Consider the following 13,738-nt stretch of genomic DNA (forward strand, 5'->3'; position numbering starts at 1 on the left):
CTCTCTTCCCCACACTTTCCATCTGCAAAGGTAATGCAAAATGAATATATGACAAAATTAAAAAGCGATAAAAAAACATGCCGGTGTGTATTGGCAAAGATTGTGCAACAGATGACACTTTCATGAAAGTTATTTTATGTTAAACACGTTTGAAAATTGAAAGAGGATGCGTTATATTTACAGCGATGGAGATAAAAGCATACGAACAGATGGCGATGGGGCTGCGCACGAGGGCTTTGCAGGTAAGCATGAGTCTCGGAGCAGGCAATGCCGAGGCTGAAGACGTTGCACAAGAGGTGATGTTGAGGCTATGGCAGATGCGGAACGAACTCCATGAAAACGGCAATCTGACTAACCTCGCAGGAATAATGGCTCGGAACATGACCATCGACCGTAAACGACGGACACGTACCGTGCCGCTCGATGACAAGGAACGAAACATCACTGCGACATCCGCAACACCGGCCGAAAGGATAGAGGCCGACGAGGAGGAACTATGGTTGATGAGAAAATTAGAACAGTTGCCACCAACCCAGCATGCCATTCTGCGTATGCGACAGGACGAACAGATGAGCCATGAGGACATTGCACGACGATTGGGCATAACGGTATCCTCGGTATCTACACTGTTATCGCGGGCACGCCATTCGCTACTCGAAGAAATAAGAAGGAGGAACAAAAGATGAAAGTATATTCAATGAAAACCATAGAGGACTTGCTGAAGAAATTCATGGACGGCAAGACGACACTCGAAGAGGAACAGTTGCTGGCACAATATTTCCGCCGTGACGATGTGCCTGATGCTCTCTCCGACTATAAGGAAATATTCAGATGGTTAGAGTGTGGCACAACAGACGGCACGACAAAGGAGAAAAATATGTGCAGAAAGTCGGGAAAGAGATGGTGGGTTGCGGCCGCATCGGTGTTGTTCATTGTCACCGCTACCTTTACTATATTGCAAACAACGCCACGAAAAACAACCGAAGTGGCAGTGGCATCAATAAATACGGATAGGGAAAAGGACACAAAGAGCGAGGTAACGATTACGTCAGAGACGGCGAATGGCAATGAGAATACGTTGGAAACGACAAACTCTCGGACAAAAACACCTTCTCCCCACCTCAAACGGCAAGCCTCCGGTAGCACCACAGAATACATCTCGGCAGAGAAAAGCATAAAAATAATAATGGAGGAAAACACGAAGTTGGACGAGGAACTACGAAAAATGGAGGAAGAGATGGTCGAAATGAAAAAGCAACTCGTGGTTTCACAGATGGAAGCAAATGGTTACACTGCAGTATATATGGAAGACGGAAGTATTGATTTCACTAATAACAACAATCAAATAATCACAGAGTTATGAAACAAATAAGAACATTTACCATCAGCATTTGCCTGCTTCTCATGCCGCAGGTGATGCTTGCGCAGCAGAACATAAAGCGCGCATTCGAGAACTTTATAAACAATAACAGAGTGCAGTCGAAAGAGTCTCACTCCAAGACACGCAACCCGGAAACGAACGAAATAGTGGGAAAAATGGACTCATACACATTCACTATCAAAGCGAGCGATATGAAACTGATAGACGAACTGAAGTCGGCCATACGTCGCGACAGTGAAAAAGCGTATTCGGAAAACTGGGAGAGTGCAATAGCGGAGGATGCAAACTACAAGCGTCGCACGTTGATGTATAACGACAAAGAGGGCATTGTCCTAGGTCTTGAGTATGTAAACTACGTCAATGTGAACTTCATTGACGAGGCCAACAAGGACTTCAGATATGCCTATGCAGTGGAGTGGAACGAGCCGGAAAAGGATATGGTGACAGGTCGTATCATAATTTCGTATGCCCGGATTCCGCAATTCAAAAAGCAAGAGATACTGAAATTGGACAACTCTTTCGACCAATTCTTCTCCCAAAACAATATCAACCAGAAAACCAAAGACAATGCATCACATTGGTTGGCACGGTTCAACGTCTTCCGCAACAACTTCATGCTCAAGCCTAACAGTAACTCTGCCCACGGTTTTGTATCACAAATCTACGAACTGTGCAAGAACGCAAGTTGCCTTGACGAGGCCGAAGTAAAGATGGTGACAGAAGTGCTCGAAGAGATGTTGAAACAAACTTCCGACAAGATGTTGCGCGGAATGCTGCAGGCATCAATAGAAAACATTAAGAAGAAATAAACCTTTTACGTTCCATAAATGCCGTTAACGCCAGGTATTTGAAATCTCACCGTTTGGCAATTTCGCCTGTTTTAGTTGACAAAATCGCCCATTTTGCTTTGCAAATTCGGCGAATTTGGTCAGCAAAACAGGCGATTTTACTTTTCTATATATAGCACAATGGTTACATATCGAAGAACCGACGGGCAAACTCCCATATCAAAATGCCGGCAGTGACGGAAACATTGAGGGAGTGCTTAGTGCCGTATTGCGGTATCTCAATGCAACCATCGGAGCGATCTATCACTTCCTGATGCACACCTTTCACCTCGTTACCGAATACCACTGCGCAACCCGACGCCCCACTGTCGGCACTGAACACAGGCAAGGAGTCGATGTCGCCGAGCATCACCGAGCCTTCGCACTGTTCTATGGAATATATCATGCGGTGCTTGGAGCGGAGATAGTCGATGGCTTCGAGTGTCGTGGGGAAATATTTCCACGCCACGCTGTCCTCCCCTCCGAGCGCGGTTTTGTGTATCTCCGGGTGTGGCGGAGTGGCCGTGATGCCGCACAGCAACACTTCCTCAACACGGAAAGCGTCGCAGGTGCGGAATACTGAGCCAATGTTATACATCGAGCGAACATCGTCGAGCACTACCGTGAGAGGTAATTTTTCCGCCTCGCGGAAGTCTTTCAGCGATAGGCGGGAGATTTCGATGGTGCGAAGTTTCTGGGGCATGACGGGGAAATGTGAACGAAAAATGAATGTTATAGCAGTAAGGAAGCATGCCAATTATAACAAATCCAAGCAAATACGTCTTAACGGCCGATTAGGGATTATGCCTCACCTTTCATCTTATACGCCAGCGCGTAGGCCTTAATCTGCTTTATCATTGCCAGCAAGCCGTTCGAGCGAGTTGGCGAAAGATGATCGCGCAGACCGATACGGTCGATGAAATAGAGTTCGGCATCGAGAATCTCTTGCGGTGTATGACCGTCGAGCACACGTATAAGCAGAGCCACGATGCCCTTCACTATCAGCGCGTCGCTCTCTGCCGAGAAGTGCAGCAGTCCGTCAACATAGTCGGCTTGCAGCCACACTCGGCTCTGACAGCCATCAATGAGGTTGCTCTCGGTCTTGTATTTATTGTCGAGAGCCTCCTGTTCGTTACCAAGGTCAATCAGCAACTGGTATCTGTCCATCCAGTCGTCGAAGTCGGAAAACTCCTCTATTACCTCGTCTTGCAGTTCGTTTATTGTTGCCATATCTTTATTTTACTTTTATCAGTTTATACAATTTGTCGCTCGGTCTTATCTTTTCCGGCACGGCGATGCTCACTCGTGTGCCCTTTTGGGCAATACTGACAGGGCCGTTGTCGCCGTGAATCTCTTCGGGTGTGACGTATAGAACGCCTGTGGTAGGACCCGTGATGAGCATACGGTCGCCTACTTCAAACTCGCAAGCCTCGACTGCGAACTCAGCCACTCCGAGTTTAGAGAAATATTTCATACCCTTACCCACATACTGCTTGCGCTCCGTCGCGCTGCTGCCATACTCCGAGTTCCACTCTCCGAGTTGCTGTCCGAGGTAGTAACCGTCCCAGAAACCGCGGTTGAAGACAGTGGCGAGACGCTCGTCCCACTCGTCTTTCCTTGCCTCGGTGAACGTACCGTCGATCACCGCACGTATCGCTTCTTTATAGCACTTCACCACCGTATATACATACTCGGCACTGCGTGCGCGTCCTTCTATCTTGAAAACCCTCACTCCGGCGTTCATCATACGGTCTATGAAGCGCAGCGTTTTCAGGTCTTTCGGGCTCATTATGTATTTGTTGTCCACCTCCAATTCGGTTCCCGTTTCGCGGTCGGTCACGATGTATGAGCGTCGGCATAGTTGCATGCACTCACCCCTGTTGGCACTGCGTGTAGCGTTGTCGAGCGAAAGATAGCACTTTCCGCTCACCGCCATGCACAATGCACCGTGACAGAACATCTCTATGCGCACCTGTTTTCCGCTCGGTCCGCAGATGTTCTGTTCCTCAATAGCGCGGTAAATCTCGGCCACCTGCTCCATATTCAGTTCTCGTGCAAGCACCACGACATCGGCAAATTGCGCATAGAAACGCAACGCCTCAACGTTTGAAATGTTCAGTTGTGTGGAAAGATGCACCTCCTGTCCGATGCTGCGACAATAGGTCATAACGGCCACATCGCTCGCTATCACCGCTGTGATGCCTGCCTCTCGCGCCGCATCCACTATCCGGTGCATCGTCTCGATGTCCTCATCATAGATGATGGTGTTCACCGTGAGATAGGTCTTTATGCCGTTGGCATCACATTCACGGGCAATGTCGCGCAGGTCGTCGATGCCGAACTTATTGGCACTATGCGAGCGCATGTTCAGTTGTCCGATTCCGAAATACACCGAGTCGGCCCCCGCCTGTATCGCAGCGGCAAGACTCTCACGGCTTCCCACAGGAGCCATTACCTCGAAATCGTTATAATTCATATTCATCATGTCTTTATATTCTTTAAGTAGTTCATTTTGTTCTATCAGTCCCATCATCCTTCTTACGCATGAGTTTTGTTTCTCGGATGATGTTGCAAAATCTCCTCTCGCAGAGTCTTGGTGCTCACATGAGTGTATATTTCGGTCGTTCCGATGCTCTCATGCCCGAGCATTGCCTGTATGGCACGCAGGTCGGCACCGCCTTCGAGCAGTGATGTTGCGAAAGAGTGGCGCAGCGTGTGGGGCGAGATGGTCTTCCGTATGCCGGCATCGCGGGCGTAATCTTTTATGAATATCAGCACCATTGTGCGCGTCAAATGTGCTCCGCGGCGGTTCAGGAAGACGTAATCCTCCTCTCCGGGCTTTATCTTCATCGCGTTTCTTTTGTCGAACCACGTATACAGTTCGTCGATGGCGCGGGGCGAGATAGGCACAAGTCGTTCCTTGTTTCCCTTTCCCAAGACGCGTATGAAGCGCTCATCGAGATACAGGTCGGATAGTTTCAGGTTCACCAGTTCGCTCACTCTGAGTCCGCAAGAGAACAGCATTTCTATCATCGCACGGTTGCGCTGTCCTTCCCATTTGGAGCAGTCGATGGCCGCCTCAAGCATATCCACCTCCTCTATCGACAGCACCTCCGGCAGGTGTTTGCCCGTCTGCGGACTCTCAAGAAGTTCCGACGGGTCGTCTTCTATCCGTCCGTCTCTCACCATGAAGTTGCAGAACGAGCGCACTCCGCTGAGTATTCGGCACTGCGACTTTGCCCCGATACCGAGGTCGTGTAGCGATGCGGCGAAAGATTGGAGGTGCTCAAGGGTCACGTTGGTCAGTCTGATACCCTCTCCGTCGAGATAGTCGGTCAGTTTCTTCACATCGCGCTGATAAGCCTCTAATGTGTTTGGCGAGAACCCGCGTTGCAGTCGCAGGTATCTGTTGTACGCCTTCATGAGGGCAGCATTGCCGTTATCGCTCATTCGTTTCTCCTTTTCAATTCACCCTCAATTCGCTACTCGGCGAGTTCTCCGAGCAATGTTGCGCTCGACGAGTCGGTTATTCTTACGCGCACCGTTTCTCCGATATGATGGTTTCCTTTCGGGAATACCACCATTTTGTTCTGTTCGTTGCGTCCGCATAGTTGCTCACGCGAGCGTTTTGAGAAGTTCTCCACAAGCACATCAAACTCCTTGCCCACATCCTTCCGGTTCTGTTCGGCCGAAATTTGCGTCTGCAGAGCGATGAGTTCGGAGAGTCTTTGCAACTTCACTTCTTCCGGAATATTGTCGGGAAGGTGCTTAGAGGCATAGGTGCCGGGGCGTTCCGAATACTTGAACATGAACGCAGAATCGTAGCCAACCTCACGCATCAGCGAGAGCGACAGTTGATGATCTTCCTCCGTTTCTCCGTGATAGCCCACGAAGATGTCGGTGGACAGTCCGCAATCGGGCACTATCCTGCGTATCGCTGCCACGCGGTCGAGATACCATTCGCGGGTGTATTTGCGGTTCATCAGTTTCAGAATGCTGTTGCTTCCGCTCTGCACCGGCAGGTGGATATGCTTGCACACGTTGGGCATTTCTGCTATCACGCGCAGCGTTTCATCGCTCATATCCTTCGGGTGCGACGTAGTGAAGCGCACCCTCATGCTCGGAACCTCCTCTGCAACGCGACGCAGAAGTGTGGGGAAATCCACTTTCTGTTCGTTTTCCTCATATCTGTAACTGTTCACATTCTGTCCGAGCAGCGTCACTTCGCGGTAACCGCGGTCTCTCAGGTCGCCCACTTCACGCAGTATGCTGTTGATGTCACGACTCCGTTCGCGCCCTCTCGTATAAGGCACAATGCAGTAATGGCAGAAGTTATTGCAACCTCTCATTATGCTTACAAATCCTCCTATCTTCGCGCCGAACAGTCTCTTGGGCACTATGTCGCGATAGGTCTCGGTAGTGGATAGTTCTATGTTTATTGCCTTGTTCCCCATTTCGGCCTGCGCCATGAGGTCGGGCAGAGTGAGATAAGCATCGGGACCGGCCACGAGATCGGTGTGATGGTTATGCAGCAGGTCGTCTTTGGTTCGTTCCGCCATACATCCGAGCACGCCGATTATAAGCGGTCGGGCATCCGACAACGCGCGACGAGAGTCACGATTGGTCGCCCTGTTGCGTCTCATTGCATTCAGTTCCTCCAAGCGATGATAAATTTTCTGCTCCGCATTGTCGCGCACCGAGCATGTATTCAGGAACACCGCGTCGGCCTCCATAATGTCTTCGCACACGTCATATCCCGCCATTTTCATCACCGAAGCCACCACTTCAGAGTCGGCAACATTCATCTGACAGCCGTATGTCTCAATAAAAAGTTTCTTCATCAGAATTTAATTTGGGTGCAAAGGTAGTGAGAAAAAACCATTTTTTGTGTCAAAACATCAAATTAAAATGTAAATATTACGGAGAATGAAAATATTATATTAATTTTGCACTCTGTCTGAAGAAAAACACACACCATGCCTTAATATGACGACATGACCCATGACAAACATAACCTAACTTAAATAATTTAACTTATGAAAAAGACATTACCTATCTTGTTTCTACTGATGTCGATGCTGTCAGTATCTGTATTTGCGAAAAAAGTGTCGCAGACAGAAGCACTGCAACTGGCACAGCGATTCCTCAACGCAAACATTTCGAGAGGCGCAAAGGCGAAACTGCTTGAAATTCCGCAACATCTGAACATAAGGCAGTCGCCGCGACAGGGCTACGCCCCTTATTACATATACAACGCGGGTAACGGAAAAGGCTTCGTAATCGTTTCGGGCGATGACGACGTGGCTGATATTCTGGCCTACTCAACAGAGAGTTCGTTCAACTTTGAGAACGCACCCGACAACATCGTGGCATGGATGCAATTCTATGCCGACGTGATAGAGAATGGCAATTACGAAACATCTGCGAACAGAAGATTTGCCAACGAACCGGGCACTCCTGTCATACACCCGTTGTTGGCAGGCACGGAATGGGGACAGGATGCGCCTTTCAACGGGAAATGCCCTACCTACAAGGACACCGACGGGAAAGAGGTGAACTACTACGTGGGCTGCGTTGCCACGGCAATGGCTCAGATAATGCAGTTTCACAAATATCCGGAGCACGGAACAGGAACCTACACTTACACCTCGAACGTGGGACAACTGACTGCCGACTTCGGCTCTGCCACATACGACTGGAGCAAGATGCCGCCGCGTCTTGAGAAAGACAATGCCGACGAAGAGCAGAACAACGCCGTGGCAACGCTGTGCAGCCATATCGGCATTTCGGTGAACATGACCTACATGCCCGGAGGCAGTGGCGCATACTCGCAGATGGTTACGGGAGCAATGACAAAGTTCTTCGGCTACGACAAAGGCATGAGTTATAAAGTGCGCGACTATTACAGCACACCGGAGTGGATAAAGATGATAAAAGACGAACTGCAGGCCGGCCGCCCTGTTTATTACAGTGCGTCAAACGAGGACGGACAAGGAGGACACGCTTTTGTGTGCGACGGATACGACTCTAACGATTTCGTGCACATCAACTGGGGGTGGTACGGAAAGAGCAACGGCTACTTCATGGTGAACGCAATGAATCCTTACGATCTCGGCATCGGGGCAAATGGTGGCGGTTTCAACCTCGGACAGGAAATCATCGTTGGCATCAAGCCGGCCACGGCAGCAAACAAGAAGAGCGAATGGCCGGTGTATGGCTGCACACGTCTTGCGGTGTTTTCGTATGGTGTGACAGACATCAAGTATCAATACATGACGTTCATCGAGAACAACGACACCGAAAACTTCAAAGGAAAGGTCGCTGCGGTGCTCGAAAAGGACGGTCAGATAGTGAAAGTGCTTAAAGAAGACAACATCAGCATCAAAGGCGTTGACCCGGAAGCAAAGCAACTCGTCACCGCAATACAATATAAGATGCAGGACATCTCGGAAAAAGTGCCGGACGTTGCAGACGGACAATACCGCACAATGTTCGCAATCAAGCCCGAAGGAGAAACAAACTACACCGTACTTCGCCAGCCCAACTGTCTGCCGGCATACGCCGACGTGACCGTAAACAACGGAAAGATGACCGCAACGATACATACTCCGGAACCGGACGTTACGTTACTGGAGCAGATTACCACCGATGGCGACTTGTATGCAAAGGGTAGCGGCGCCTTCCACCTGAACATCAAGAACAACAGCAACGACTTCTATTTGGGCAAAGTGATGCTGAAATTCACATCGGTGGACACTCCGGAGAAGTCGTATGTAGCCGGCGAGCAGGGTGGAGTTACCAATCGCATCTACGACAACAGTGAGAAGGAAATAACAATGATAGTAAACCTCCCCGAAGAAATGCAACCGGGAATGTATCAGGTGACGGCTTTCGAGGACAAACACGAGGCTCATCCGTTCAAGGATGATGTCGTAGGGAAAACGGTGGTAGAGGTGAAGGCTGCCGCAACAACGCCTGTCATAAGACAGACAAAACAGTATGTATGGCTCGCTTCACCAAGTTACTCGCAGGAAGTGAAACAGGGCGAGAAGGTGTTGGCATCACAAGACGTGAGAAACTATGGTATCGCCGGAAGCGTTGGTATGCTGATGAAACTTGAAAAGGCCGATGACACAATGGTATCTTATCCCTTCATAATGTCGGAAGAGACGTTCAAAACGGGCGAGGCACGCAGCATTAAATATTATAATACGGTCTATCCGGATCCGGGACAGTATAAGATAAGGACATACTATATCGCCGATGGCACAGAGAAAGCCGTGGAGGGAACTTTCGAAGATTGCATAATAGACGTGAAGGAGAATCCCGAACTGGCTCTGGAATGCGAGCAATTCACGCTTCCCACACAAATGCAGAAAGGCGTGAAAGTGCCGTTCAGCGTCACAGTGAAAGCAAAACAGAACTTCACCCGCAAGTTCTATATCCGCATCAGGCAACTCACAGGAAAGGGCGGAGAGGCCATACACATCGAGTTCAACCTGAAGATGAAGGCCGGTGAGACAAAGACCATCACCAAGAACTACACTCCGGCTGTGGCTGATGGTAATTATATCATCATGATGGAGACACTGAAAGACAAGAATACGTTCGAGACGGTTGGCAAATACACGAACTACGGAAAGATATATACCATCGGTGGGGTGTCAGGAATTGACGAAAGCAAGGCCGTGGATGAGGATATGCAAATCTCATTCCATGACAACGGACGCAACGTGACGATAGGACGTGACGGCGAGAAGGGCATTGCCGGAAAGGTGGAGGTGTTCAGTCTGTCAGGCGCAAAGGTGCTCTCTGTCGTACCGACATCCGAAACAATAAACCTGCCTTTGACCAATGGGGTCTATGTTCTGAAAGTAGAGACCGGGAAAGGGGTTGTTTCTCGGAAATTCATTGTAAGATAGTGGACAGAAAGACACAAATGTTTTTGACAGAAAGACATAAGAGTTTTTGACAGAAAGACAGAAAGTTTTAGGACAAAAAGACAAAAAAGACATAAGGTTGAAGACCCAAAAAGAGGAAATGAAATGACAAAGAGGCTTAATAAAAGCATGAGACTGATGCAATGATAACATGGATTCGCCGCGATGATAATGCGCAATCAGAATCAAGATGATATTAAGCGGCACAACAAAACAGGCGAAATTGGTGAGCAATTTCGCCTGTTTTACTTTTCAATCTCGCCCATTTTGGTCTGCAATTTCGCCCAATTTGAAATCACATTAACCCAAATCGGCCATCAGAATCATTGACTACGTTAGTTCGGGATAATATCTTTTAAAAAAGAGTTCTAACAGTATCGTTTTTCCCACAGATAACGGTAATGCTTCCGAAATTCGCCGTATTCATAAAATATATTAAAAAGAACAAAATAAAAACGTTTGTAAAGAAATTATTATTATCTTCACATCGAATATTTAAAACAATCACAGTTAAGAAAAAGCACACGAACAGCAAATATTGTTTAACTAATAGTTGACTAATCTTTAATATTAACACAAATGCCCACGCCTCTGTAAGCATTCCCCGGAAGGGGTAAAGGAGAGAGGCATTAACAACATGAAAAATAAGAATTTACTTTTAGCAGTTCTTACCGCAATGGCGGCATTATGGACTACCGGTGCGAACGCACAGACAGATTACAAGTACAGTTTCGAAGGAGATGTGATCGCTGACGGATGGAGAGTGGAGACAACAAACTACTCGGAAACATGGAATCAGGATGTTTCAACAACGTTTACATCCCCTCACGATGGGAAGAAGCAGATGTGCTTGCATTGGTCTTACAGCAAGCAAGACGAAAGGCTTGTTTCGCCCGAAATTAAACTCGGAAACAATGCAACTCTTACGTTTTGGAATTATATTAGCGATTACGATGTGACTAATGGTTCATTTTACAAAGTGGAAATATCCACAGACAACGGAGCAACATGGAACGAGTTATGGAGTGTTACCAAAGGAAACAAATATGAGAGCGCAATAACGTTAGATCTCGGTGCATACTCGGGAGAAACCGTGAATATCTCATGGCATGCATACGATAATAACGGAAATGGGCTTTACTATGCTTGGTGCATCGATGACGTAACGGTTAGCAACGTTGAGTCTTTATGTGACGTGGTGCTGGAGAGTTACAAGGGCAAAAAAACACAGGTCATCAATGTGGTAAAAGAAAAGTTGGGCATAGGATACGATGCCGCAAAAAATCTTGTGGAAAGCGCCCCCTGCATATTGAAAAAGTTAACCACGATGGATGATGCCAAGGATTTCGCCAATGCAATCAAAGCTGCGGGAGGACAGGCCAAAATGACACCGTCGGGAATGTACGACCCTGAGTTCGTTTCTCTGTTCGAAAGTTTCGAGGAAGAAGGGATACCCGAAGGATGGACAACCGTGGATGCGGACAATGACGGACGGGCATGGGAAATAATAAATAAAGAAGGAACTTGGATAATTCCTTTGTTCGGTAAACAAGTAATCAGTAGTTGGTCATGGAATGGCGAAGCATTTGACCCTGACAACTATTTAATATCTCCGTTGCTTTCAGATGCCGCAGAGTTAAATTATTGGTTTGCCATGCATGTAAACTTTCCGGATCACTATAAGGTAGTTGTCTCAACAACAGGTAATGATATTGCTGATTTCACGCAAGTGCTGATAGACGAGAAACCGGAAGGACTAGTAAAAATTGGCAGTGCAAATCAATCAATATGGTATGAGCGGACTCTGCCTCTGCCTGCCGGAACAAAGTATGTTGCATTCAGACACTGCGACAGCAAAGACAACAATTACATCCTGATTGACAACGTCAGAATAATAAAAGGTACCGCCACGGGCATAGAGACGGTAACGTCCGATAACAAGACCGTTGCACGGAAAGGCATATACAACATCAACGGAATGAAGATGGACGGAGAATGGGAGAGTATGCCTAAGGGAGTGTATGTCGTTGACGGTAAGAAGAAGGTAAAGAACTGATATTAAGTGTGCGCAGTGAGGCAAAACATGCCTCGCGTGCGCATCACAATCAACGATAATGAGGGGGCACTTCACAAACAGATACCCCCTCATTACTTGTTTTGGTTTGTGCAGCAAGGTTGCTTATTTGTTTTCAATAATATAGAATTTAGAAAACATCTTGTTGACGCGAGTTCGTTCGATTGTTTAGCAAATGGCCGACGTTTCATCGAAGGCGTAGCAGGCTACGACGAGATGTAATGTCTGCACATTTGCCAACAAGCGGACTAAAATAGTAGGGAAGCACCAAATCAATAGCAACTCTAAGCAAATGAGTTTTAATAACCGATTGCGGTTTAACCTTATATCCTTTTCGTTTAACCTTATGTTCTTTTTGTCTTTTTGTCCTCAAACTTTCTGTCTTTATGTCGCCTCCATTATGTCTTTCTGTCCAAACCATTACACAAAGATGTGAATTCAAATTAGAAGTGCAACAAAGTGTGTGTTAATATTTTCTAAAAAATAGATCTTTTCGCCGAAACATGTACGTATTTCTGATTTTATTTGTATCTTAGCCATGTCTTTCGGAATTTTGTTTGACATCTTATGTGGCCTAAGTCAATTGAAATTTCCTGCATGACATAATACCGCGCGATGTATCGTTGCTCAATAACTTATGAAAATTATTAAATCAAAGTGCTGCTTAATTAAAGATAATGAAAAACTCCCCAGTAATTATTTACAAGGAATATAATACAACGGCAAGGAACTCGAACGTCAAATCGGTCTCGACATATACGACTATGGGGCAAGACGCTACGATGCCGCCACCTGCCGCTTCACCACGATGGATCCGCTGGCGGAGAAATATTACTCCACAAGTCCTTATGCGTATTGTGTGAATAATCCGATGCGGTTTGTCGATTCGGATGGTAGAGAATGGAAGAATACGCAAGACAAAGAAATTGCAACGCGATTGCAAGAAAAAGTTGCCGATCGTGATAAATCATTGGCAGAACAAGAACAAAAAATAAATGCACAAATTAATACAATAGGAAATAATACGAAATTAAGTGTAGAGAAGAGAGACAAACAGATAACCAAACAGCAAGAAAAATTAGAAGATGTGCAGATGCAAAGAAAACTTTTATCTAATCTATACAAAGGTATAACACAATTAGGTGAATCTAAAACTGTCTATACTTTTAATACTGTTAAATCGGGGACAACTGCAACTTTATCTTCTTTAACAGACGGGACTGTTGTTATAAATAATTATGGTACAATAGGTAGCAGGGCACACGAAGTTACTCATGCTATTCAGTATGATAATGGCAAAATAACATTCAATATATTAGGCACTAATAATACCCGAATGCAAAATCCGGATATGTTGGAGAGACTGTCCTATATGACAGAATATTCAATTACAAATGGAATTGTCCCGGCTTCTACTGCAGGGTCTCCTCGTACAGTTTTTGGAATAAATCGTGAATGGTTATGGGGAATAAAAGATCCAAATACAGGAATTTACATATATACCAAATTATAGATG

Annotated in this window: 11 protein-coding genes; 6 read left to right on the top strand and 5 right to left on the bottom strand. The window is 46.7% G+C overall.

The genetic code is table 11. From position 1 onward, the window contains the following. Positions 1-185 precede the first annotated feature (185 nt). Genes EHV08_RS06605 through EHV08_RS06615 form a run of 3 tightly spaced genes read left to right on the top strand, consistent with a single transcriptional unit; the run spans position 186 to position 2,190 of the window. Positions 186-686, top strand: a complete 501-nt coding sequence (locus EHV08_RS06605) for an RNA polymerase sigma factor (RefSeq protein ID WP_126678617.1) — start codon at positions 186-188, stop codon at positions 684-686. After that, positions 683-1,363, top strand: a complete 681-nt coding sequence (locus EHV08_RS06610) for a hotdog family protein (RefSeq protein ID WP_126678618.1) — start codon at positions 683-685, stop codon at positions 1,361-1,363. The genes EHV08_RS06605 and EHV08_RS06610 overlap by 4 nt, the downstream gene beginning before the upstream one ends. Further along, entirely contained in the window at positions 1,360-2,190 is an 831-nt protein-coding gene (locus EHV08_RS06615) for a hypothetical protein (RefSeq protein WP_126678619.1), read from the top strand. Before EHV08_RS06610 ends, EHV08_RS06615 begins: the two co-directional genes overlap by 4 nt. A 163-nt stretch (positions 2,191-2,353) precedes the next feature. Here the strand turns inward: EHV08_RS06615 and EHV08_RS06620 are convergent, their stop codons facing one another. The 5 genes from EHV08_RS06620 to miaB all read right to left on the bottom strand — a co-directional run bounded on the left by EHV08_RS06620 (position 2,354) and on the right by miaB (position 7,049). Next, the gene (locus tag EHV08_RS06620) at positions 2,354-2,911 is read right to left on the bottom strand and encodes an RNA methyltransferase (protein ID WP_126678620.1); all 558 of its coding nucleotides are present in this window, start codon (positions 2,909-2,911) and stop codon (positions 2,354-2,356) included. A 98-nt stretch (positions 2,912-3,009) separates the two neighbouring features. Further along, a complete protein-coding gene (locus EHV08_RS06625; protein ID WP_126678621.1) occupies positions 3,010-3,438 on the bottom strand; it encodes a SufE family protein in 429 nt (142 codons plus the stop codon). Between the two features lie 4 nt (positions 3,439-3,442). Continuing rightward, entirely contained in the window at positions 3,443-4,690 is a 1,248-nt protein-coding gene (locus EHV08_RS06630) for a peptidase U32 family protein (protein ID WP_394366047.1), read from the bottom strand. Between the two features lie 56 nt (positions 4,691-4,746). Then, the gene (xerD, locus tag EHV08_RS06635; protein ID WP_126678622.1) at positions 4,747-5,658 is read right to left on the bottom strand and encodes a site-specific tyrosine recombinase XerD; all 912 of its coding nucleotides are present in this window, start codon (positions 5,656-5,658) and stop codon (positions 4,747-4,749) included. A gap of 32 nt (positions 5,659-5,690) precedes the next feature. Further along, a complete protein-coding gene (gene miaB / locus EHV08_RS06640) occupies positions 5,691-7,049 on the bottom strand; it encodes a tRNA (N6-isopentenyl adenosine(37)-C2)-methylthiotransferase MiaB (RefSeq protein ID WP_126678623.1) in 1,359 nt (452 codons plus the stop codon). A gap of 195 nt (positions 7,050-7,244) precedes the next feature. Here miaB and EHV08_RS06645 point away from each other — a divergent pair, with 195 nt between their 5' ends. The 3 genes from EHV08_RS06645 (at position 7,245) to EHV08_RS06660 (ending at position 13,735) form a co-directional block, all read left to right on the top strand. After that, positions 7,245-10,130 (top strand): thiol protease/hemagglutinin PrtT, encoded by a 2,886-nt coding sequence (locus EHV08_RS06645; protein ID WP_126678624.1) that lies wholly within the window; start codon positions 7,245-7,247, stop codon positions 10,128-10,130. A gap of 655 nt (positions 10,131-10,785) precedes the next feature. Then, positions 10,786-12,204, top strand: coding sequence for a L7/L12-related protein (locus EHV08_RS06650; protein ID WP_126678625.1), 1,419 nt, complete (start codon positions 10,786-10,788; stop codon positions 12,202-12,204). Between the two features lie 772 nt (positions 12,205-12,976). After that, a complete protein-coding gene (locus EHV08_RS06660; RefSeq protein WP_238988086.1) occupies positions 12,977-13,735 on the top strand; it encodes an RHS repeat-associated core domain-containing protein in 759 nt (252 codons plus the stop codon). Positions 13,736-13,738 lie beyond the last annotated feature (3 nt).

The organism is Prevotella koreensis (genome assembly GCF_003977605.1).
In the GTDB taxonomy this organism is placed as follows: domain Bacteria; phylum Bacteroidota; class Bacteroidia; order Bacteroidales; family Bacteroidaceae; genus Prevotella; species Prevotella koreensis.

Excerpts from the sequence above, each read along its gene's own strand:
- EHV08_RS06630 (WP_394366047.1), bottom strand. The coding sequence starts at position 4,690 with ATGAATATGAATTATAACGATTTCGAGGTAATGGCTCCTGTGGGAAGC.
- EHV08_RS06610 (WP_126678618.1), top strand. The coding sequence starts at position 683 with ATGAAAGTATATTCAATGAAAACCATAGAGGACTTGCTGAAGAAATTC.
- EHV08_RS06620 (WP_126678620.1), bottom strand. The coding sequence starts at position 2,911 with ATGCCCCAGAAACTTCGCACCATCGAAATCTCCCGCCTATCGCTGAAA.
- EHV08_RS06645 (WP_126678624.1), top strand. The coding sequence starts at position 7,245 with ATGAAAAAGACATTACCTATCTTGTTTCTACTGATGTCGATGCTGTCA.
- xerD (WP_126678622.1), bottom strand. The coding sequence starts at position 5,658 with ATGAGCGATAACGGCAATGCTGCCCTCATGAAGGCGTACAACAGATAC.
- EHV08_RS06615 (WP_126678619.1), top strand. The coding sequence starts at position 1,360 with ATGAAACAAATAAGAACATTTACCATCAGCATTTGCCTGCTTCTCATG.
- EHV08_RS06625 (WP_126678621.1), bottom strand. The coding sequence starts at position 3,438 with ATGGCAACAATAAACGAACTGCAAGACGAGGTAATAGAGGAGTTTTCC.
- miaB (WP_126678623.1), bottom strand. The coding sequence starts at position 7,049 with ATGAAGAAACTTTTTATTGAGACATACGGCTGTCAGATGAATGTTGCC.
- EHV08_RS06605 (WP_126678617.1), top strand. The coding sequence starts at position 186 with ATGGAGATAAAAGCATACGAACAGATGGCGATGGGGCTGCGCACGAGG.
- EHV08_RS06650 (WP_126678625.1), top strand. The coding sequence starts at position 10,786 with ATGAAAAATAAGAATTTACTTTTAGCAGTTCTTACCGCAATGGCGGCA.